The sequence below is a fragment of the Halovenus rubra genome (assembly GCF_026586665.1).
In the GTDB taxonomy this organism is placed as follows: Archaea; Halobacteriota; Halobacteria; order Halobacteriales; family Haloarculaceae; genus Halovenus; species Halovenus rubra.
The window spans coordinates 206,328-225,597 of sequence record NZ_JAODIY010000010.1; the positions used below are offsets into that span (position 1 = coordinate 206,328).

Genomic DNA, 19,270 nt, shown 5'->3' on the forward strand with positions numbered 1-19,270 from the left:
TCAGTAGATATATTCCGTATGTGTGTAGTAATACGGAGCCAGAGGTATCGGAGTAAAAGACAGAAAAATTATATGTTGTATCATGCCAAGCCTGAAATCAGAAAAACAGTTCCAGACCAGAATTATGAGGTGATATAATGGCGAAAAATAACGGAATTGTATGTGACACAGAATGTAATAGAACACAACAATAGTGTATATATCTCTATATTGTCAAGGAGTGTACAGATGTATAGTTTTACCGTCAGTTTGTACACAAAAAATGACAAATAAAATAGGGTAGAGAGAGTCAGTAATTAGCAATCGGCACTAATAGTAATATATCAAACAATTATGCGTGACAAGGTACGCTCACTGTCAGGCGATAATTACTGAGAGTAGAAACTGTTTTAGGTAAGCCTAAACTATTGAGAGCAGACAGATGGGTGCAATAAGTTCGGAGAAGCGTTCGACAGAAACCGTATCGAGTGACGCAGTCGAAGCTATCTCGTTTCTTGTTCGGTCGGAACATCGTGTTCGTGTGTTGGCACAGTTACAGACAGGAGACTGTTCGAGAGAGCAGCTGAACGAGGTTCTGGATGTAAGCCGTGTGACGCTCAGCCGCGTCTTGGGTGACCTAGAGGAGCGAGAATGGATTCGAAAGTCTCCCTCAGACCACCGGTACAGGTTGACTAGCTTCGGCGAGCGCATCTTCGGAGATTTGAGTCGCCTGATGCAGACCGTCTCAGTTGGACAACAGTACCCGGACATTATCAAGCGGCTACCCGCTGAGTGGTTCGGGTTCGACCTCCGCTGTCTGACAGAAGGAGAGCATATCGCCGGGAACGATGCAGACCCGTTAGCTGCTGCCCGAGTTGTCGCCGACGAGATTCAACACGGATCGACGTGTCGGTCCCTCCTTGGGACGTTCATTGCCCTGCCGATGTACACGTTCGAGGCTTCGCTCCAGACCGGTACCGAACCGACGACAACCGTCATGTTTGACCCGGACCTGACCGAATCAATGCTTACTGACCAGTCCCTGCTGAATCGGTGGCAAAGCATCGAAGCCAAAAGCGAAAAGCTAGTCTACTACAGCGTCGAAACACCGATTCCGTGTAGTATCGATCTCATCGATGAGAGTACCGTCTTTCTAACTGTAGAACAGGAGGGAGGGAGCGGTTTCGATATCATCAAAAGTACCCACCCAGACGTTATTCGATGGGCAAAAGACACAATTGACGACCACTACGTGGCTGCGACGCCGCTAAAACAGTGCGCAGACGACAACTCGGGCTTGTCTGTCACGTGCGAGACATAATCTAAAAGCCAGACGTTTATTCGACAGTAACACACCGTGTTCACTGTTCAAGGTGTGTTACACTGAAAGAGAAGAATTACTAATACGAATTCGGCCCGCCTAAATTACATGGTACGAAGACGCCGATTACTTACTAGTGGCGCAACGCTAATCGCAGCAGGGCTAGCTGGCTGTATCGGAGGGGACTCAGACTCGGGCTCGGACTCGGAGACACCGAAAGCAACTGACCAAACGGATTCCAGTGCGGAGACAGACAAAAGCGGGGATGATGAGTCGTATACAGTCACCGTCAAGCCGAACCCACCGTACACGTTCGAACAGGTTCCCGAAACGTACGCAGTCATCCCGAGCGTCTGGATGGATATTGGGATGGCTCTCGGGAAACAACCGACTGCAACGGCAAGTCTCGGACGCGCACCGTCGAAGTTCTACAAGTGGTTGCCAGATGTGAGTTTCAACGAAGACGAAATAACGAAACTCGCATCGGACTCCGAGGCGGGATTCGACAAGGAGAATTTCTACAAGGCTGACTGTGATGTGCATCTTATTGACCCGCAGATGTTGAAGTTCTATGCTGATTGGAACGATGCTGATATCGAAGAAATCACGAACGGAGCGGGACCGTTTCTTGGTTCGAGTATCCGGTTTGCATCCTCCTCAGTTACAGAAGACAGCCCGAGCTATGACCTCTATGATGTCTTTGAGAAGGCTGCAAAGATTTTCCAGCGAACAGAGCGGTTCCACGCGTGGGAATCGTTCCATTCGGATGTTATGGACAGTATCGAAGCAAAGCTGCCGCCCGAAGACGAGCGGCCGACTGTTGCTGCGGTTTGGCGTGGTGTGAACCCAGATTCAGGCCAGTTCCGTATCGCAGAACTGCATCCGCTGCAGAATAACACAGTTACCTACCGACGGCTCGGGATGAAAGACGCCTTCGCGGGGAACATTCCTGATGGCCCAATCGGCTACGAAGAGTTGCTACGTGTAGACCCTGACTATATCGGGGCAGTTGGTGGGCTTACCTCGCTTTCACAACAAGAGTTCATCGACACAGTTGTTGAGCCATTCGAGAATAACGCAAACGGACAGGATCTGACAGCTGTTCAGGAAGGGAATCTCGTCCGAACAGGTGGCCAGTTCATGGGTCCGATTGTCGACCTTTTCTCGACGGAAGCCCTCGCCAAGATGGTCTATCCGGAGAAATTCGGCGACTGGCCGGGCTCATCCAACGATGTCCCTAATTCCGAGCAGCTGTTTGACCGCCAAGCTCTCGCAGACATTATCAACGGTAATCGCTAGCTACCGATGGGGAAGTTACTCGATACAGTCGCCGGAGTCCGGACAGCAGAGCCCAAAAGAGTTGATTCGAAGCTCACTGCGCTTGCCATCGCTAGCGTTGTCGTTCTTATCGGTGCAACACTTGTACAGGTGAGTTTTGGTGCCTTTCCGCTGACGCTACAGGAGGCATGGTCGACAGTATTTGACCCAACAGTGCTTTTCAGCCAAGAGGTCTGGAACGCATTTCTTCTGGGAGGCGAGATTCCGGACTGGTTCTCACGTCGACAGCTCATTGTGTGGAATATTCGGCTGCCCCGAATTCTCGTCGGCATTCTCGTCGGTGCAAATCTCGCAGTCTCAGGAGCGATCTTCCAGATTGTGACACGGAACGAGCTTGCAAGCCCCTATATTCTCGGTGTGAGCGACGGTGCTGGTCTTGTCGTCCTTTTAACTCTCACGACATTTTCTGGATACCTCCCGTTCATGCCAATACTGGCAGCACTCGGCGGCGGCGCGGCGTTTTTGCTCGTCTATGCTATCGCGTGGAAAAACGGCACAAGCCCCGTACGACTCGTGCTCGCCGGTGTGGTCGTGGGAACAATCTTTGGCTCCGTCCAGCGAGCATTGTTTTTCTTTATCGACAATATTGCCGTGGTGATGTCTGCCCAAACGTGGCTATCTGGGTCGCTGATGGGTACAGACTGGGCACAGGTCAGAATTGCGCTTCCGTTTACTGTACTCGCGCTGGGCCTTGCGTTCGTCGTCACACAGGAATTAGACGTGTTGCTTCTCGGTGAAGACACTGCAGACTCACTCGGTATGCCCGTCGAGAAAGTTCGGTTCGCTGTCGCGGGTATCGCAATTATTTCGACGGCCGCAGCGATTGCCGTGGCGGGGCTTATCGGCTTCGTCGGGCTAATTGTCCCTCATATGGTTCGTAATATCATCGGCAGCGACTCCAAGCGTCTGCTTATTGGCTGTCTCTTTCTTGGCCCGGCGCTCCTCGTCGGTGCAGATATTGGTGCTCGACTTGCACTCAGCCCGGTGCAACTTCCGGTTGGTATCATCACCGGGATTGTGGGTGGTCCGTACTTCCTCTACTTGATGCGAAAAAAGGAGAATCTCGGTGAAGTCTAATGAGTGACCAACAGCCATCTACAAGCAAACAGACACGGGCAACGACACAGCGACAAAACGGAGCTGCAGACAATGTGCTGGCCGATGACACCGCAATATCGCCAGCAGAGTTCAGTGGCACTGACCTCGTTGTCGGCTATCCGGGCAACGACGAGCCAGTTATCGATGGGGAGTCGGTGACTGTGTCCCCTGGAGAGGTAACAGCACTCATCGGCCCGAATGGAAGCGGAAAGAGTACGTTGCTGAAAGGTCTGGCTGATAAGATTACGCCGGAGAGTGGCACTGTGTTACTGGACGGCGATGTGATTGACTCGCTCGGCTCGAAAGAGCTTGCGCGGAAGCTTGGCATACTCTCACAGCAAAATGTAGCGCCAGCGGGGATCTCTGTCGAAGACCTCGTCGAGCGTGGCCGGTATCCGTACTGTGGATTTTTCGAATCACTGACAGATGATGACCGGGCCGCCGTAGAGGAAGCAATCGAGTTAGCGGGCGTCGAACATCTCCGTGACCGAGAGGTCGGAAGTCTCAGTGGTGGACAAAAACAACTCGTCTGGATTGCAATGGCGCTCGCCCAGAACACAGACGTGGTGCTCCTTGATGAGCCGACGACGTTTCTGGACCCACATCATCAACTTGAGGTAATGGAGATTGTAGAGGCGCTTCGCGACGAAAATAACATAACCGTCGTTGTTGTGTTACACGATATCGTCCAAGCAGCCCGCCACGCTGATTATATCGTCGCACTCAGAGACGGGTCAGTTTACGATTGTGGCCCGCCAGAACAGATAATTACTGAGCAACTGCTCGCTGAAGTCTTCGAAATCGAAGCAGTGGTGACCGAGACTGAGCGTGGCCTACAGGTGGAACCGCTTGAACCGATTAACGAGCCAGTGTCACGAGACGAAGAGGGAACCGGCTGAACGAATCATCACGTGGGTAAGGTATAGCCGGCAACATGTCTAGCAAGCTGAACGCAAAACGAGGGAATACGCGGAATCTGGTCCGCGAGATGCCCCGGTAATCAGATGACGCGGTTCTGCAGGTAGTCGAGGTGTTTCGCGTTGTAGACGATTTTTACCTCGTCAGTTTCGGCGGAGCCGATACAAGTCAGGCGAACATTCTTCTCTTCGACTTCCTCGTCGGAGAGAATCTGCTGCATGTCCATGTTGATTTCGCCCTCAATGACGATCGCAGCACAGTTTGCACACGCACCGGCACGACACGAGAACGGCCAGTCGTACCCTTGTGCTTCTGCAGCTTCGAGGATGTATTCTCCCTGGTTGACCTCAAGGGTCCCGTAATCTTCGTCGCTAAGACCTTCCTCAGCCGCGGTCTCGAAGACTTCGGGATCGTACATATCCCAACCTTTGTCGTCGACAACGTCGTAGTTGAGGTATTCTACTGTAGGCATCATTCATTTGTTTTTACCGGCGCCGGTTAGACTTTGCTATTGCGACCGATAACAATAGACAATTGTGAGGAATACAGGGCGACGCCAGAAGACGCCTGAAACAGCCAGTTATCGGGCAAACTGCGCTCAGAGTTCGACGAGGTCTTTGACTGGAACAATGCGGTGTTTCATCAGCGGCCTCGTATATCCTGGCGTCTCTTCGTCGACTCCTGATGTGTAGACTTTCATCTTTTGTTGGAGGACATGTGGTTCCCCGTTTTTGTTTTGCATGACGGATATCGATTTCCAGGCTTCCTCTTCCATATCTGCTGAATAGAGTTCCTATTGCTTATTTGTTAGTGCTGGTTCGCTCTCTGTACTCAAAAGCGGCTGTGTGTCACTCCAGAATAGCCCGCATGGCGTCAGTATAGCTGGAGGTCACCAGTAACGGTGTCAACAGCGTCTTCGGGAGCTGGCCCGACTGCCAGTGCTGTGACCGTTCCCGGTTCGAGTTGGGTGTGGCCAGCGTCGCGGATAATCGCATTCGGAACTCCCTCGACACGAGCAGTGTCCGCAAGCTCAAACAGGTCCGACTCGCTGTTTGCCTGCAACACGACTTTCTTTTGTCCGCCCCCTTTCCACTCGCGCTGGTCGGGTGGAGCGGCTTCTTCGTACGCCTGCAAAGAGGCGTGGGCGACCTGTGCGGCGAGTTTTCCTTCTCCCATCCCAATATCTGCCCGCGCAACGATTACTTGTTTCATGCCCATTCCTCCGATTTCCTGGCACAAGAACGTATGGAGATTGAGTCAACAAAAAGAGAGTCGTCAGTTAGAGACCGGGAAACTGCTTCAGACGACACGTTTAGTTGTGGTGCCGTCGAACTCGTAGGAAAACCGTGTCCGAAAACGATAAACAAGAGCAGACAGCCACGGACAGCGATGAGAACGGGCACGTCAGAGACGCCAAGGAACAATCCTTGGCAGACAGAACACAGGGCGATGCCACAGACTCACCTCTCACAGCCGAGCAGGGACTCGACAGGATGAGTGAAGGGATGCAAATTCGGGGACGGACTGTCGATGTTGAACAGATTCCAGCCGGTGAGGTTCCAGACGGGTATCCCGACGATGTCGGTCAAGATGACGTACTGTTACTCACGCTTGAAGTTGAGGGAATCGCGGATAAAACGGTGACAACATACGTTGGCTGGCCCGGCGAGGAGGCGGACGAACATCTTGAAACGCTTTTTGATTTGCATGACATACCACTGGGCGAACTCGGGAAGCTCCACGGCGAGGAGCTGCTGTTAGAAGTCAAAGCCGGTCATTTCGTGCCGGTCCTCCCCACCGAAGAGCCACGCGGTGACGCGCGGGCGTACTGGGGTATCATCGCTGGAGTGTTCCCGAGCCTGCTCATCTTCGTCGGGGGGATGATGCAGGCTGGGAATACCCTGTTTACCCAGTCATTCATCGTGGTCTGGCTGCTCGCAACCGTCGTCGTGTTGCCTCTCTCGGTCTATCTCGACGCCTTGGACCTGCGAACGACAACAAACTGGGGAGGGAGTCCACTGTTTTGGGCATTTCTGTCGATACTACCAGCAATGAACGTCGTCACTGTCGCGGGCTATCTCATCGTCCGCCAGAACGCCGAGCCATTTTAGCTACCACTGGCGGACAGTCGGAGAGAGATAGCGGGTCAACGCCTGTCCAAACTGGTCGGTGAGTGTCGCCATCTCGTCGCTATCAAGCAGCTCGTACTCATCCGCCATCGCGTCGTCGATATGAACGCCAAGAGAAACATCGAAGAGCGCATCGCTTTCGAGGAACGACCGCGCACTCGTGACTGAGCGCTCGCGCTCGACGACGTACCGGTCATCCTCGATAAACGGCCCGGACGCATCACCGTCGGCATAGGCGTCGTGGAACCGTTGGGCGTGTTTCCGGACCTGAACCGGCGGTCCAGTGTGGCGTTCAACCTGTGGCCGTTCGGCGACAGCTAATTCAAACAACAAAAGCAGGTCTTGCTCGGCAGCGAACGCGGCAGTCCGAAACACGTCGAAACCACAACGGTCGAGTTCGTCCGCAATCCCCTCACGGGACCGCTCTAGCTGGGGCCACAACTGGTCATCGACAATATCGGGCCGCTCAAACCGCAATGCCAGTGCCGTTGTCCCGCGGGCGTCAAACTCCGCGCGAATCTCGGTTGTCGAAAGTTGCTCGCGCTTTCGTGGAAAAAACAGGCTCTCGTGAGGGGTATCGACAACTTCGCGTGCAAAATGCTGAAATCGGGCGACATTGGCCCGAGAAAGGACGGCCGCGACGTTCCGGTCGGGGTCAGTCGGGTCGATGACGACAACCGGGTCGTCAAACTGGTCGCCAGCAGCAGCAACTGTTTCACCACCGTGGTTTTCAGGGTCGAACGCAATCGGCGGTGACCAGTCGGCAGCGGCCTCGACAAGCGGTCGAAAGCCGTCGTATTCGAGGACGAGCAGTTCCGTCAGATAGCCCGAAAAACCCTCAGTTTTCAGGTCACTGCCATAGACGCCACTTCCACGCATGAACTGTTTGCAAATCCGGACATCTCTGGCGAGTTCAGGCGTCATTCGTTCACGCAGGTACCGCGTGTGAAACGGGGTTCGGTCGACTGACGACTGAATGTCGGCTGCCTCCTCGACAGCGTAGCACGGGACAAGGTCGACAGCAAACCCCTCGAATTCACCGACAACGTACGGATGTTCCGCGAACTCCTCGCGGCCCTCGGGGAGGACAGCGTGGCCAATCTCGAGACCATATTTCTCCAACTCGTCTGAATCGAGCGTCGGAGAAAAACAGACGAACAAATCGATATCCCGCCCGCCGGCGAGCCAGGTTCCGCGAGCAGTCGAGCCGGCCTGCATTACTTCAGCGTCAACTGGAAGAGTAGACAGTGCTTCGATAGTCCGTTCGGTGAGCCTCTCGACGGCAACGTCGAGGGCGGCGCGTTCATTCTCGTCTGGCACGACTTTGTCGGCGACACTGGCGACGACAGCGTCGAAATCGGTGTCCTCGTCGCTCATACAGTGGCGTTGCCCACAAGTACGTGAAAGCGTGTCGATGCGTCCTCAAAGCGAAACGCCTATTTTACTCATGCGACTACCGAAGAGTAAGCCGCCGTAGCTCAGTTGGTAGAGCACCACGCTGTTAACGTGGTTGTCCCAGGTTCGAATCCTGGCGGTGGCGCTTTTTGCTTCCAACGAAGATGTGTGTAGAACTACTCTCATCGAGCAGTAATAGCCCAATCCGGCGAGATTCGGGCAAATAGGTCCCAAGATCGCAACGACGTGAGCACCCCGGAACGTCTCGGCAAGTTCGAGTCCGGGCAGCGACGTAATTTTTCGGGAGTGACTAACGCAACTTCTGACTGAATCCGTCGAGGTACTGTTCGATCCACGAGACTGTGAAGCTCAGCTGTTCAATCAATAACCTGAAAATCGTATCGAGCCACCACGAGCCTTTTGTCGTCGCCACCAGAACACGGCGGTATGGAAACACTCACGCTGGGGCCGGCAGGGACATATTCTCACAGGGCGGCGCGTGCCGTTTCCGACGAGGACGCAATCCAGTTTACCGAATCTGTGACCGGTATCGTCGAGACGGTCGCACAAGAGAAGACAGCCCGCGGAGTCGTTCCGGTCGAAAACAGCATCGAGGGACCAGTGACTGAGACACTCGACGCCTTCACTGAACACGAAATTGCGGTCATCCGAGAAGTTGTGACGCCGATACGCCACGCGTTACTCGCACAGAACGAGGAGTTCGAGATTATCGCCAGCCACGCGCAGGCGCTTGCGCAGTGTCGATCCGTGCTCGAAGAGAACTATCCGGAGGCTGAACTCGAAGCCGTTACCAGCACCGCGCGGGGCGTCGAGCGCGCACACGAAGACCCATCGGTTGCCGCAATTGGGCACCCAGACAACGCCAAGGAACCGTTACAGACACTCGCCGAAGATATTCAGGACCGCTCCTCGAACGCCACGCGCTTTCTCGTCGTTGCACCGCGGGCCGACTTAGCTAAGGCCGGGAGCAAGACATCGCTCATCGTCTACCCGAACCGCGATTATCCGGGCCTTTTGCTTGAGTTGCTCAACCCGCTCGCCGAGCAGGATATCAACCTTACCCGGGTCGAGTCTCGACCCAGTGGCGAGCGACTCGGCGACTATGTCTTCCACGTAGATATCGCGGCTGGACTCTATGAAGACCGAACAGTCGAAGCGCTTCGGGAGATTGAGGAGTTGGCAGATGCCGGCTGGGTCCGGCGACTCGGCTCTTATGATACCGAAACTATCGTTTAGTTGATTTGAGCGTTCGGTACGGTATCGTCTTGCTCTGTTTCATCGGCGGCCGGAAACTGGAGCGTAACGACAGTGCCTCGTGGTTCGTTGTGTTCGAACTCGATTGTGCCATCTGTCGCAGAGACAAGCCAGTATGTGAGCCACAGTCCTAAACTGCTTCCGTGCTGGAGTGGGGTTTCCGACGGTTTACCCAGTATTTCATGCTCTTCAGGCGGGATGCCAGGCCCGTCATCACTCACACGCACAGTGACTATCTCAGCGTCGATGGCGACGGTCACGACAACAGTCGGGTTATCACTGTCGTTGTGTTCAAGCGCGTTCTCGACAATGTTCCGAACTATTGTCTTCAACGGGTCGCCACCAGCAACGAAGACCATCGCAGTCGACGGTCCCTCTTGCCGTATCTCGGCATCGGGGTACAACGTCCGGTACTGTTCGATGACATCGTCAGTAATGTCGACTACATCGATAGCACGGCGATCATCTGCGCCGAGAGTCAGGGATGTCTGGATGTGACGTGCCTTTTGACCAACGTCGTTTAGGCGAGTCGCAGCCGAAAGAATTCGCTGGAGTGATTCCCGGTCCGTCTGGTTGTTTACTTTCGCTTCCAGCACGTCAGCTTCGCCAAGAATTATATTGATTTCGTTCCGAAGGTTGTGGCGTAAGACGCGGTTTGTGACGCTCAACCGTTGCTGGTGTTCCTTGAGAGCGGTCACCTCACGTAGCGCCAGCGCGTGGCCAACCCGCTCATCTCGCTTGTTGCAAAGCGGTGAGTACCGAACGGTGTACATACGCTGGGAGTTTTTATCTGCCGTCAGAACCGTCCCATCAAGTTCGTCGAACGGTGCATTAAACAGCTCCGTAACGTGGGTTCCTATCGATAACGGTGTCCCGAGAACGTCCGAAGCGTGGTCGTTTGCCTCGATCAGATGCTCGTTCTCATCAAAGACCAGTACCCCATCCGCGAACAGGTCCGGGACACTCCGATACGCTGCGGGCGTCAAGCCAAGCAAATTATACCGGAATAGTGCCACAGCGAACGCAGCTCCCGAGATTGCAAGCGAAGATGAGGTCAGGTCAATCGACGGAAATGGGCCGATGCCGAGGTTGAACAGGAAATTAAACAGAGTTGGCACAATGCCGCCACTGAGCATCAGAGCGGCCTGGCGTCTGTGCATTGGGCCATCACGCAGGATGACGCCGATGAAAATCAGCCATGTGAGTCCAATGAGGAGGTACGAAAAGAGCATATTCAGCAAGAATACCGGTCCCCGAGAAAACGAGATCGTTGCTGCGTTACCAACGTACTGAACATCGACAGACTGATAGAAGAGACCGGGGGCTGGGTCTACCCACGCGGTAACTGCGGAGATAAACGGCACGACACAGAGGACAGCGTACAACTGCCAAGAGAGCCACCGTTCATAGCCTGCATACCGAAGCGCGAAGACCAAATACGCAACCGGGACAAGTGATGCACTCGGGTAGACGAGCTTGTTCCAGAACACCACCTGTTCGAGGCCAGAGACCCCAAAACTGATCGCATGTGGAGTGGCCCACAGGAACCCCATAAATGTCAGTACTGCGAGAGGCCACGCCATCGGATCCGGACGATTTCGGAGCGCAAAGACAGTGATGCCAGCACAGAGAAGTGCGCTCATGAACACGACAACCGATACAACCGACACCGTCCACCCCATGGAGGAAACTATTACAGTAGCCTATTTACATATCACGGACAACCATCCAGCTATCGGAAGATGGTATAACACAAAAATGGGCCCATCCGGAGCTAATAGAGACACTTAAACACCAGCTGTATGTTATCTAATACCACAAGCAGGCATCGCTTACACGCATCTCACTACTACCGCAATAGAAACCTTTATATAGAATCACATTCAATCTTCGAGTGACTATGTCTCAGCAGATGGGTAACCAGCCCCTTATCGTTCTCTCGGAGGAGAGTCAGCGAACGTCTGGAAAAGATGCACAGTCGATGAACATCACGGCCGGGACGGCCGTTGCAGAGGCTGTACGTACAACACTCGGCCCGAAAGGGATGGACAAGATGCTCGTCGGTTCGACGGGCAGCGTTGTTGTCACGAACGACGGCGTCACTATTCTTGACGAGATGGACATCGAGCACCCGGCCGCAAACATGGTGGTCGAGGTTGCCCAGACTCAAGAAGACGAAGTTGGCGACGGGACGACTACTGCAGTCGTCATCGCCGGTGAACTTCTCTCGAAGGCAGAAGACCTGCTGGACCAGGATATCCACGCAACTATCCTCGCACAGGGATACCGTCAGGCAGCTGAGGAAGCCAAGAACATCGTCGAAGAGATCGCTATCGAGGTTGACGAAGACGATACTGAGATCCTCGAAAGCGTTGCTCGCACCGCCATGACTGGCAAGGGTGCCGAGAGCGCCAAAGAACAGCTCGGCGAGCTTGTCGTGCGCTCGGTCCAGTCAGTCGCCGACGATGAAGGAATCGACACCGACAACGTTCAGATCGAGACGGTTGTCGGCTCCTCAATCGACGAGTCCAGTCTCGTCGAGGGCGTTATCGTGGGCAAAGACCGTGTTCACGAGAACATGCCTAAATTCAAGGAAGACGCAGACATCGCGCTGCTGGACACCGCTATCGAAGTCCCCGAAACCGAACTCGACACCGAAGTCAACGTTTCTGACCCCGACCAGCTTCAGGAGTTCCTCGACCAGGAAGAAGAGCAGCTCCGCAACCTCGTCGACAACATCGTCGACTCCGGTGCTGATGTCGTCTTCTGCCAGAAAGGTATTGACGACATGGCACAGCACTACCTCGCCGAAGAAGGCATTCTCGCAGCCCGACGCGCGAAGAAATCTGACATGCAGGCGCTTGCTCGCTCGACGGGTGCGCGTGCTATTTCGAACATCGAAGATATCAGCGAGGACGACCTTGGCTTTGCTGGCTCGGTCACCGAAAAGGAACTCGCCGGCGACGAGAAGATTTTCGTCGAAGATGTCGACGACGCTCGTGCTGTCTCGCTCATCCTTCGTGGCGGTACCGACCACGTTGTCGACGAAGTCGAGCGCGCAATCGAAGACTCTCTGGGCGTTGTCGCCGCGACGCTTGAAGACGGCAAAGTCGTCCCCGGTGCCGGTGCACCGGAAACAGAGCTCTCGCTCCAGCTGCGTGACTTCGCTGACAGTGTTGGCGGCCGTGAGCAACTCGCTATCGAAGCCTTCGCCGACGCAATCGACGTCATCCCGCGCACGCTCGCAGAGAACGCCGGGCTTGACCCGATCGACTCGCTCGTCGAGCTCCGTAGCGAGCACGACAGCGACAACACGTCCTACGGACTTGACGCTGATAGCGGATCCGTTGACGACATGAGCGACGTGGCAGTCGAACCGCTGCGCGTCAAAACGCAGGCTATCGAGTCCGCGACAGAAGCTGCCGTTATGCTGCTGCGCATCGACGACGTCATCGCTGCTGGTGACCTCAAGGGTGGCCAGGGCGACGACGATGATGACGAGCCCGCAGGCGGCCCAGGCGGCATGGGCGGCGGCATGGGTGGCGGCATGGGCGGTATGGGTGGCGGCATGGGCGGCATGATGTAAATTCGGCGACGACCCACTTGCCACCTGACTATCGTCTCGATTGCTGACACGAAATCCGAATCTTTTCCGTTCTCGTTTCGTCCGCGTTGGACGCTGTTTTGAGTTGCTGTGAGCGAAAGCTATCGCTGTTGGCAGTTGAGTGTCGTCAAAAACGAGACTGGCTTAGGCGATATCGAGTTCGAACTGTTCGTGTTCCTTGGCGGGGTTAAGAACAACACTAGTATTGGACCCTTTAATTTCGGGGTCTGTAAGCAGGTTCTTGATTGTCTCGTTCATATCGTCTGTGTTACGGAACTTTCCAATAGCAATGATATCGTGGTCACCGGTTGTCTCGTAGACGCTGACCATCTGGTGGTGCTCACTGAGGGTTTCGGTTACTTCAACAAGAGAGCTTCCCTCAACCTTTAGTTGGAGGATGGCAGTTACATCGTATCCGACCGCGTCATAATCAATTTTCGGCGTGTACCCTTGGATGATTCCCTCGTCTTCAAGTTCCGATAAGTGGTTCGAAATGGTCGTGACTGACACGTCAAGGTCTTCAGCGAGGCTTCGGAGACTTGCTCGTCCATCACCAAGAAGCTCATTCACCAATTTCTCGTCTAAATTTTCGTACGTCATCAACCAGAAAAACGAACGCTACCCATTAGAATTTTACGAATATACAGTTCTCACGGATTCATGCAAGGATTGCTAAAGATGAGAGGGTTTTTGTAGTAGTAGCACGCTGAAACACGTGTTGAAAGATGACAAGCGAAAACCTATCAAGGGAGGCGGAGACGGTACTCGACCGCATCGACGAAGAGGACGTAGATTTCCTGCGGTTGCAGTTCACCGACATTCTGGGGACAGTCAAGAACGTCTCGGTTCCGGCCGATCAGGCCGAGAAAGCGTTCGCCGAGGGAATCTACTTCGATGGCTCGTCCATCGACGGCTTCGTCCGGATTCAGGAGTCAGACATGCGCCTCGAACCGGACCCAAGTACGTTTGCGGTCCTTCCATGGCGGAACAACGGTCGTGTCACGAGCGCGCGGCTCATCTGTGACGTAATCGATACAACATCGGGAGAGCCATTCTCGGGGGACCCACGGCGGGTCTTGAAAAACGCTATTGACCGTGCTCACGAGATGGGCTATAAAATTAACGCGGGTCCAGAGCCGGAGTTCTTCCTTTTCCAGGAAGATGAAGACGGTACCGCAACAACCGAAACCCACGACAGGGGAGGTTACTTCGATATGGCCCCCAAAGACCTCGCTCAGGACGTCCGGAGCGACATCGTCTACGGGCTTGACGAGATGGGATTCGAGGTTGAAGCGAGCCACCACGAGGTTGCTGAAGGCCAACACGAGATTGACTTCAAGTACGAAGACGCGCTGACAACGGCTGACAACATTGCTACGTTCCGTGTCGCTGTCCGTGCGCTTGCGGCTCAACACGACCTGCACGCAACGTTCATGCCAAAGCCGATTCCGCGCATCAACGGCTCCGGGATGCATACTCACCTCTCGCTTTTCACCGAGGACGGTGAAAACGTGTTCCACGATGACGACGACGAGTTCAATCTCAGCGCGATTGCAAAGAAGTTCCTTGCAGGCATCCTCGAACACGCGCCGGCGCTCACGGCGGTCTGTAACCCAACGGTAAATTCGTATAAACGCCTTGTTCCCGGATACGAAGCTCCCGTCTACATCGCTTGGAGTGATGTCAACCGCTCGGCACTGGTTCGGAAGCCTGCGGCGCGTGTCCCAGCCGCCTCACGCATCGAACTCCGTTCGCCGGACCCGTCGGGCAACCCATACCTCGCGCTAGCAGCGATGATTCAGGCGGGTCTCGACGGCATCGAGAACGATCTCGACTGTCCCGACCCAGTCCGCGAAAACATCTACGAGTTCGACGAGGAAAAACGCGAGGAGTATGGCATCGAAACCCTTCCTGCGAACCTCGGCGAAGCCGTCGACGCGCTCGAAGCTGACGAAGTTGTCATGGACGCGCTTGGCCCACACACTTCCGAGAAGTTCGTCGAAGCGAAACGTCAGGAGTTCCAGGATTACCTCGTCGACGTCTCGCAGTGGGAAATCGACCGGTATCTCGAAACGTTCTAACTGCGTCTTTCGTTTATCGAAGACTCCGTACCTTATCCAGTATTCGTCCCGGTGTGTGGACTGCCTTTACTGTCACGCCAACCAACACCATTAGCGTATACAAGCCAAGCGTCGACAGCCAGATGACGAACATCGCGAGAATTGCCCAGCCACCGGCAAGGAAATAGAACGCACTAACAGTCATTACAGTTCCATAAAGCAAGACAAGATATGGCCCCCAGCCAGTGGCGTGGCCGCGTCGAAGGCGGGTCCGAATATACTGCTTGAGGTCGTGTTCAAGCTCATCACGGTGGACCGTTCGCTCATTGATATCTGACTCGAAGTCGTCGAGTCGCTGCTCCATGTCACGTAGCTCCTCACGCGTGACTCTCTGGCGTTCGCGCTGTGCTTGACTCGTTGGTTCATCGCTCTCTGCCGGCTGCCGGTTGCTATCCCTCTTTGTCATGTCATCGTCTGTCGGCCCATCAGCTTCACCCATAGTCGCTCGTTGTGTAAGCTGTTAACGCGATACCTGTTGTAGTTGCCGGTCTTCTGTCCACGCTTGGTCCGGTACTGAGAGTCCAGACAAAAGTGCTTAAACACTCCACGAGTACGAACGTATATGGACCGGCATCGAGTAGCAATACGACGGATAACCGCCGTCCTACTGGTGACCAGTGCGTTCCTCATCGCGCCAAGTCTTGTCGGTATCGGCGCGTCACTCCTGTTGACTGTCAGTTTTGGTGTTGCCAGCATAGCCCTGTTTATCGTTCGTGACAGTCTGTCTGCTGTCCCGACAGTCGCCAGCTACAACCTTGGCCAGTACGCGTCCGATTTCTGGGTTGCCGGCGCACTCACGACTGTCTTTCTCGTTGCATTTCCCACTGCCACAGCAGTCGAGTTACAGACATTGGGCGGTGTTTCTGGCTTTGTCGCAATGTTGAACTACTTTCTGACGCCTGTCTATGCCATCGCCTACACGCTCGTAGTCGGCCTGCGTCGGACACTAAAGAGAGTCTGACTGGGACTGGTGGGATGGTTACTCGGCGGTCGCCGCGCGTATCTCGTCGACGGTTGCGGTCGTCTTGAATGTCGTCCCACCGTAGTGTGTTCGGGAAACATCGTGGCCGGCTTCGCTGAGTTTGTCGAGGAAGTCGTCCATCGCTGGTGCCGACCGAGTCCACCGTTTACAGAGCCGGTGTTGGTCGTAGTGTGTTGGCACCGACAGTTCAGCACCCAGCGTCTCCAGCAAGTCGGTTGCCTTGTCGGCTGTCCCCATCTCTTCAGTCACAGAGTCAGCTACTGTGGACACAAACTCGGGGTTACAGGTTGAGCCGAGGAAGACTGGTCCTGCCGTCTCGATTCCGTGGTCGCAGTTCGGACACGACGATGGTGCGTCGGCAATGAGCCCGGCTTCATTCTCGCGGTACAGGCAGTGCTCACAGTGATAAATATACCCCAACTCGTCGACAGCCTTGTTTGCGACGGTCGCGCCACGGTCGAGTTCGAGATAGGTACGGACGTAGTGATTCGTCGCGTGAGTCACGAGCGGTCGCGGGGCGATATCGTAACGCGCCCCGGTCCTAATGAGTGCCGACAGCAACACACGGACGCCCATCTCGGCGTGGTACTCGGTGTTACGCGGAATGGTACTGTAGCTCCGGACGCCGCTCTCAAAATGTGCCCCACACAGCGGAGCGGTGTCCGTCGCGGTGACACATAGGAGATTCCGCGTACCCTGAAACGCGGCGTCAGCGAACGGAATTGGCGTCCCGAACGGGTCGAGGTCCACAACATCGAAGTAGTCGTCGTGTAACAAAGCATTGACATCCCGCTGGCGAACGTCGCCATCGAGGTCGTTGCGAGTGAGATTTTCCTGACAAAGGTCGATGGCGTCAGCATCGACATCACAGCAGGTTACATCCCAGCCATCAGCAGCGGCACGGACACCACGGACGCCACTTGCGGTCATTGCATCGAGGTATGTCTCTACACGCGGTTCACGGTCACGATATGCACGCATAACGGCGACAGTGAGATCCCGGTTGAGTTCCTGAACCGGATTGAAAAATACCTCGTCGCCGGCACCTTCACCCTGTTCGGGGACGACGAGATCAACTGCGCCTTCCCGGACGTTCATACGCTCACGATGGTGGCAACGCCGAAAAGGGGTGTGGTTTTCAGGTCAGCGAGTGAACAACCGACACGAGTCGGTGTCTTCGGGGCGACCTATCGGGCGTTCAACCCGCCCTGTGGCTGCTCATCAGATCAGACGGACGCCGGCTAGCTGCTTGTATATAAACGAGCGAGAGTAAGCGGTCGAAAACTCTATTGACGTGCCAGTAAATGTCCATATATGAACACAGCTATTGTCGTTTCGGTCCTGGCACTTATTTTGGGATTTATTTTCTTCGTGTTTTTGTTGCTTCGCCGGAGTGCACAGGGGTTCAAAGAAGGAATGGAAGGCGGTCGATAACGCAGTCACGGGATATCTGACACTCTCTTCTTTCGTGTGGTTACTGCGCCGACAAACTGCTGTCGGTATTGCTTGCTATAGCGGCTGTAATCGTCGATATGGGATATTTCTCCGCAGGACAGTTGGCTATGTCAGCTCCTTCATGATATCTGTTACAGGATTTGAGGTGGCTCTCTGGATAGCGCCACTGTACTGTTTTGTACTTACGCATTGGGCCGATAGATAGACGTGGTTTATTGCCGGAAGTGGTAGGTTATTTATACTATGCGCTCGGTATGTATCAACACACCATGAGTGACAAAATAGATAGACGCAAACTTCTCAAACTTCTCGGGGCATCAGGGGCCACTGCAGCACTTGCTGGCTGTTCCGGTGGCGATGGCGATGATGGCGGTGATGGAGACAGTGACGGCGGTGATGGAGACAGTGATGGCGGCAGTGATGGTGGCAGTGATGGTGGCAGTGATGGTGGCAGTGATGGTGGCAGTGATGGCGGCAGTGATGGCGGTGATGGTGGTGGCGGTCGTGAGATTAGGTACGGTGTGTTGATGCCGGAAACTGGTGACCTCGGCTCACTTGGTGGACCTATCGGCGACGGTGCCAGACTCGTGGGCCGCCAACTGGAGGGGCAGACAGAGTTCACATTTGATGTCAAATCCGCCGACACGCAGACTGACCCACAAGCAGGTATCAGCGAGGCCAATTCGCTGGTCGATGGGGGCTATCCGGCAGTGGTCGGCTCGGCATCATCGAACGTCAACCTGCAGGTGACACGCCAATCGTTCATTCCGAACGAGGTTGTCGGTATCTCGCCGTCCTCAACGGCACCGTCAGTGAGCCAGCTCGACGACAATGATTACATCTTCAGAACGGCACCGTCGGATGCACTGCAGGGACCGGTCATCGCACAGGTTGCAGTTGAGGAGTTCGACGCCAGTACGGTTTCGACGATGTTCCTTAATGACAATTACGGGCAGGCCCTCGAAAGCGCCTTTGTCGATGCCTTCGAAAACGAGCAAGGTGGCGAGGTGCTCGAACAGGTGTCCTTCGAGCCTGAGCAGCCCTCGTACTCATCACAGCTCAATACCGCGATGAGTGCCGACCCTGACTTCTTGTGGATTGTCGGCTTCCCGCAGTCGGGTATCCAGCTGTTCCGTGACTACTACAACAGCTACAGCGAGGACTTCCCGATTATCGTCCCTGACGGACTTATCGACGATACGCTTCCCGGTGAAGTCGGTAACTCGATGAACAACGTCTGGGGAACCGCACCGGCAGCCGGTGGTCCCGGTGCAGACCGATTTGCCGAACTGTACCAAGAGGAGTGGGGACGTGAGCCCGGCGTCTTCAACGCTCACGCCTACGACGCCGCCGCGTGTGTTGTCCTCGCGAATGCACGTGCCGGCGAGAACGATGGCACTGCAATCCGGGACAACATGCGCAATGTTGCTAACCCACCGGGAACGGAAGTCACTGCGAGCAACCTCGCCGAGGGACTCGAGATGGCTGCCGCCGGCGACGAGATACAGTACACCGGTGCCTCATCGGCAGTCGACTTCAACGATACCGGTGACATGCAGGCAGTCTCCTACGATGTCCTCCGGTATATGGAGGGAGAGGCCCAAGTGCAGCGGACAATCGACTTCAGCTAAGCACTACTAACGACTCGCTTTTTTT

Annotated in this window: 19 protein-coding genes and 1 tRNA gene; 12 read left to right on the forward strand and 8 right to left on the reverse strand. The window is 54.9% G+C overall.

Annotated features, from left to right (window positions below):
- The first annotated feature begins 421 nt into the window (after positions 1 to 421).
- From N5098_RS10290 to N5098_RS10305, 4 genes are all read left to right on the forward strand, one after another.
- Positions 422 to 1,300 carry a helix-turn-helix transcriptional regulator gene (locus N5098_RS10290; RefSeq protein WP_267637779.1) on the forward strand — a complete coding sequence of 293 codons (879 nt, stop codon included), beginning with the start codon at positions 422 to 424 and terminating at the stop codon, positions 1,298 to 1,300.
- A gap of 108 nt (positions 1,301 to 1,408) precedes the next feature.
- Entirely contained in the window at positions 1,409 to 2,599 is a 1,191-nt protein-coding gene (locus tag N5098_RS10295; RefSeq protein ID WP_267637780.1) for an ABC transporter substrate-binding protein, read from the forward strand.
- 6 nt (positions 2,600 to 2,605) lie between these two features.
- Positions 2,606 to 3,715, forward strand: coding sequence for a FecCD family ABC transporter permease (locus tag N5098_RS10300; protein WP_267637781.1), 1,110 nt, complete (start codon positions 2,606 to 2,608; stop codon positions 3,713 to 3,715).
- Entirely contained in the window at positions 3,715 to 4,635 is a 921-nt protein-coding gene (locus tag N5098_RS10305) for an ABC transporter ATP-binding protein (protein WP_267637782.1), read from the forward strand. Before N5098_RS10300 ends, N5098_RS10305 begins: the two co-directional genes overlap by 1 nt.
- A gap of 101 nt (positions 4,636 to 4,736) precedes the next feature.
- Here N5098_RS10305 and fer read toward each other — a convergent pair whose 3' ends face one another.
- The 3 genes from fer to pth2 all read right to left on the reverse strand — a co-directional run bounded on the left by fer (position 4,737) and on the right by pth2 (position 5,866).
- Positions 4,737 to 5,126: a ferredoxin Fer gene (gene fer, locus N5098_RS10310; RefSeq protein ID WP_267637783.1), complete on the reverse strand. Its 390-nt coding sequence runs from the start codon at positions 5,124 to 5,126 to the stop codon at positions 4,737 to 4,739.
- A gap of 126 nt (positions 5,127 to 5,252) precedes the next feature.
- Positions 5,253 to 5,429, reverse strand: a complete 177-nt coding sequence (locus tag N5098_RS10315) for a hypothetical protein (RefSeq protein ID WP_267637784.1) — start codon at positions 5,427 to 5,429, stop codon at positions 5,253 to 5,255.
- A 98-nt stretch (positions 5,430 to 5,527) separates the two neighbouring features.
- A complete protein-coding gene (gene pth2, locus N5098_RS10320) occupies positions 5,528 to 5,866 on the reverse strand; it encodes a peptidyl-tRNA hydrolase Pth2 (RefSeq protein WP_267637785.1) in 339 nt (112 codons plus the stop codon).
- 134 nt (positions 5,867 to 6,000) lie between these two features.
- Between pth2 and N5098_RS10325 the strand changes: the two genes are divergently transcribed.
- Complete coding sequence (locus N5098_RS10325; RefSeq protein ID WP_267637786.1) at positions 6,001 to 6,765, forward strand: hypothetical protein; 765 nt, start codon at positions 6,001 to 6,003, stop codon at positions 6,763 to 6,765.
- On the opposite strand, the gene cca is transcribed toward N5098_RS10325, so the two are convergent.
- The gene (gene cca / locus N5098_RS10330) at positions 6,766 to 8,160 is read right to left on the reverse strand and encodes a CCA tRNA nucleotidyltransferase (RefSeq protein ID WP_267637787.1); all 1,395 of its coding nucleotides are present in this window, start codon (positions 8,158 to 8,160) and stop codon (positions 6,766 to 6,768) included.
- Between the two features lie 90 nt (positions 8,161 to 8,250).
- Here cca and N5098_RS10335 point away from each other — a divergent pair.
- Together N5098_RS10335 and pheA are read left to right on the forward strand one after the other, a co-directional pair.
- A tRNA-Asn gene (locus N5098_RS10335) sits at positions 8,251 to 8,323 on the forward strand.
- Between the two features lie 302 nt (positions 8,324 to 8,625).
- Positions 8,626 to 9,435 carry a prephenate dehydratase gene (pheA, locus tag N5098_RS10340; protein WP_267637788.1) on the forward strand — a complete coding sequence of 270 codons (810 nt, stop codon included), beginning with the start codon at positions 8,626 to 8,628 and terminating at the stop codon, positions 9,433 to 9,435.
- On the opposite strand, the gene N5098_RS10345 is transcribed toward pheA, so the two are convergent.
- Positions 9,432 to 11,135, reverse strand: coding sequence for a sensor histidine kinase (locus tag N5098_RS10345; RefSeq protein WP_267637789.1), 1,704 nt, complete (start codon positions 11,133 to 11,135; stop codon positions 9,432 to 9,434). The genes pheA and N5098_RS10345 overlap by 4 nt on opposite strands.
- A 230-nt stretch (positions 11,136 to 11,365) precedes the next feature.
- On the opposite strand from N5098_RS10345, the gene thsA reads away from it, so the two are divergent.
- Positions 11,366 to 13,039, forward strand: coding sequence for a thermosome subunit alpha (gene thsA, locus N5098_RS10350; protein ID WP_267637887.1), 1,674 nt, complete (start codon positions 11,366 to 11,368; stop codon positions 13,037 to 13,039).
- Between the two features lie 162 nt (positions 13,040 to 13,201).
- On the opposite strand, the gene lrp is transcribed toward thsA, so the two are convergent.
- Positions 13,202 to 13,657: an HTH-type transcriptional regulator Lrp gene (gene lrp / locus N5098_RS10355; protein WP_267637790.1), complete on the reverse strand. Its 456-nt coding sequence runs from the start codon at positions 13,655 to 13,657 to the stop codon at positions 13,202 to 13,204.
- Between the two features lie 125 nt (positions 13,658 to 13,782).
- Here lrp and glnA point away from each other — a divergent pair, with 125 nt between their 5' ends.
- On the forward strand, positions 13,783 to 15,138 hold the full coding sequence (glnA, locus tag N5098_RS10360; RefSeq protein WP_267637791.1) for a type I glutamate--ammonia ligase: 1,356 nt from the start codon (positions 13,783 to 13,785) through the stop codon (positions 15,136 to 15,138).
- 13 nt (positions 15,139 to 15,151) lie between these two features.
- Here the strand turns inward: glnA and N5098_RS10365 are convergent, their stop codons facing one another.
- Positions 15,152 to 15,616: a ribonuclease BN gene (locus tag N5098_RS10365; RefSeq protein ID WP_267637792.1), complete on the reverse strand. Its 465-nt coding sequence runs from the start codon at positions 15,614 to 15,616 to the stop codon at positions 15,152 to 15,154.
- Between the two features lie 123 nt (positions 15,617 to 15,739).
- Between N5098_RS10365 and N5098_RS10370 the strand changes: the two genes are divergently transcribed.
- Positions 15,740 to 16,138: a hypothetical protein gene (locus N5098_RS10370; RefSeq protein WP_267637793.1), complete on the forward strand. Its 399-nt coding sequence runs from the start codon at positions 15,740 to 15,742 to the stop codon at positions 16,136 to 16,138.
- An 18-nt stretch (positions 16,139 to 16,156) separates the two neighbouring features.
- Here the strand turns inward: N5098_RS10370 and N5098_RS10375 are convergent, their stop codons facing one another.
- Entirely contained in the window at positions 16,157 to 17,257 is a 1,101-nt protein-coding gene (locus N5098_RS10375; RefSeq protein WP_267637794.1) for a tRNA (guanine(26)-N(2))-dimethyltransferase, read from the reverse strand.
- A gap of 216 nt (positions 17,258 to 17,473) precedes the next feature.
- Here N5098_RS10375 and N5098_RS17695 point away from each other — a divergent pair, with 216 nt between their 5' ends.
- Positions 17,474 to 17,593, forward strand: a complete 120-nt coding sequence (locus N5098_RS17695) for a DUF7859 family protein (protein ID WP_438267330.1) — start codon at positions 17,474 to 17,476, stop codon at positions 17,591 to 17,593.
- 290 nt (positions 17,594 to 17,883) lie between these two features.
- Entirely contained in the window at positions 17,884 to 19,245 is a 1,362-nt protein-coding gene (locus tag N5098_RS10380; protein WP_267637795.1) for an ABC transporter substrate-binding protein, read from the forward strand.
- Positions 19,246 to 19,270: the final 25 nt, after the last annotated feature.

Coding starts and splice junctions, on each gene's coding strand:
- N5098_RS10290 (WP_267637779.1), top strand. CDS start 422: ATGGGTGCAATAAGTTCGGAGAAGCGTTCGACAGAAACCGTATCGAGT.
- N5098_RS10295 (WP_267637780.1), top strand. CDS start 1,409: ATGGTACGAAGACGCCGATTACTTACTAGTGGCGCAACGCTAATCGCA.
- N5098_RS10300 (WP_267637781.1), top strand. CDS start 2,606: ATGGGGAAGTTACTCGATACAGTCGCCGGAGTCCGGACAGCAGAGCCC.
- N5098_RS10305 (WP_267637782.1), top strand. CDS start 3,715: ATGAGTGACCAACAGCCATCTACAAGCAAACAGACACGGGCAACGACA.
- fer (WP_267637783.1), bottom strand. CDS start 5,126: ATGCCTACAGTAGAATACCTCAACTACGACGTTGTCGACGACAAAGGT.
- N5098_RS10315 (WP_267637784.1), bottom strand. CDS start 5,429: ATGGAAGAGGAAGCCTGGAAATCGATATCCGTCATGCAAAACAAAAAC.
- pth2 (WP_267637785.1), bottom strand. CDS start 5,866: ATGAAACAAGTAATCGTTGCGCGGGCAGATATTGGGATGGGAGAAGGA.
- cca (WP_267637787.1), bottom strand. CDS start 8,160: ATGAGCGACGAGGACACCGATTTCGACGCTGTCGTCGCCAGTGTCGCC.
- pheA (WP_267637788.1), top strand. CDS start 8,626: ATGGAAACACTCACGCTGGGGCCGGCAGGGACATATTCTCACAGGGCG.
- N5098_RS10345 (WP_267637789.1), bottom strand. CDS start 11,135: ATGGGGTGGACGGTGTCGGTTGTATCGGTTGTCGTGTTCATGAGCGCA.
- thsA (WP_267637887.1), top strand. CDS start 11,366: ATGGGTAACCAGCCCCTTATCGTTCTCTCGGAGGAGAGTCAGCGAACG.
- lrp (WP_267637790.1), bottom strand. CDS start 13,657: ATGACGTACGAAAATTTAGACGAGAAATTGGTGAATGAGCTTCTTGGT.
- glnA (WP_267637791.1), top strand. CDS start 13,783: ATGACAAGCGAAAACCTATCAAGGGAGGCGGAGACGGTACTCGACCGC.
- N5098_RS10365 (WP_267637792.1), bottom strand. CDS start 15,616: ATGGGTGAAGCTGATGGGCCGACAGACGATGACATGACAAAGAGGGAT.
- N5098_RS10370 (WP_267637793.1), top strand. CDS start 15,740: ATGGACCGGCATCGAGTAGCAATACGACGGATAACCGCCGTCCTACTG.
- N5098_RS10375 (WP_267637794.1), bottom strand. CDS start 17,257: ATGAACGTCCGGGAAGGCGCAGTTGATCTCGTCGTCCCCGAACAGGGT.
- N5098_RS17695 (WP_438267330.1), top strand. CDS start 17,474: ATGAACACAGCTATTGTCGTTTCGGTCCTGGCACTTATTTTGGGATTT.
- N5098_RS10380 (WP_267637795.1), top strand. CDS start 17,884: ATGAGTGACAAAATAGATAGACGCAAACTTCTCAAACTTCTCGGGGCA.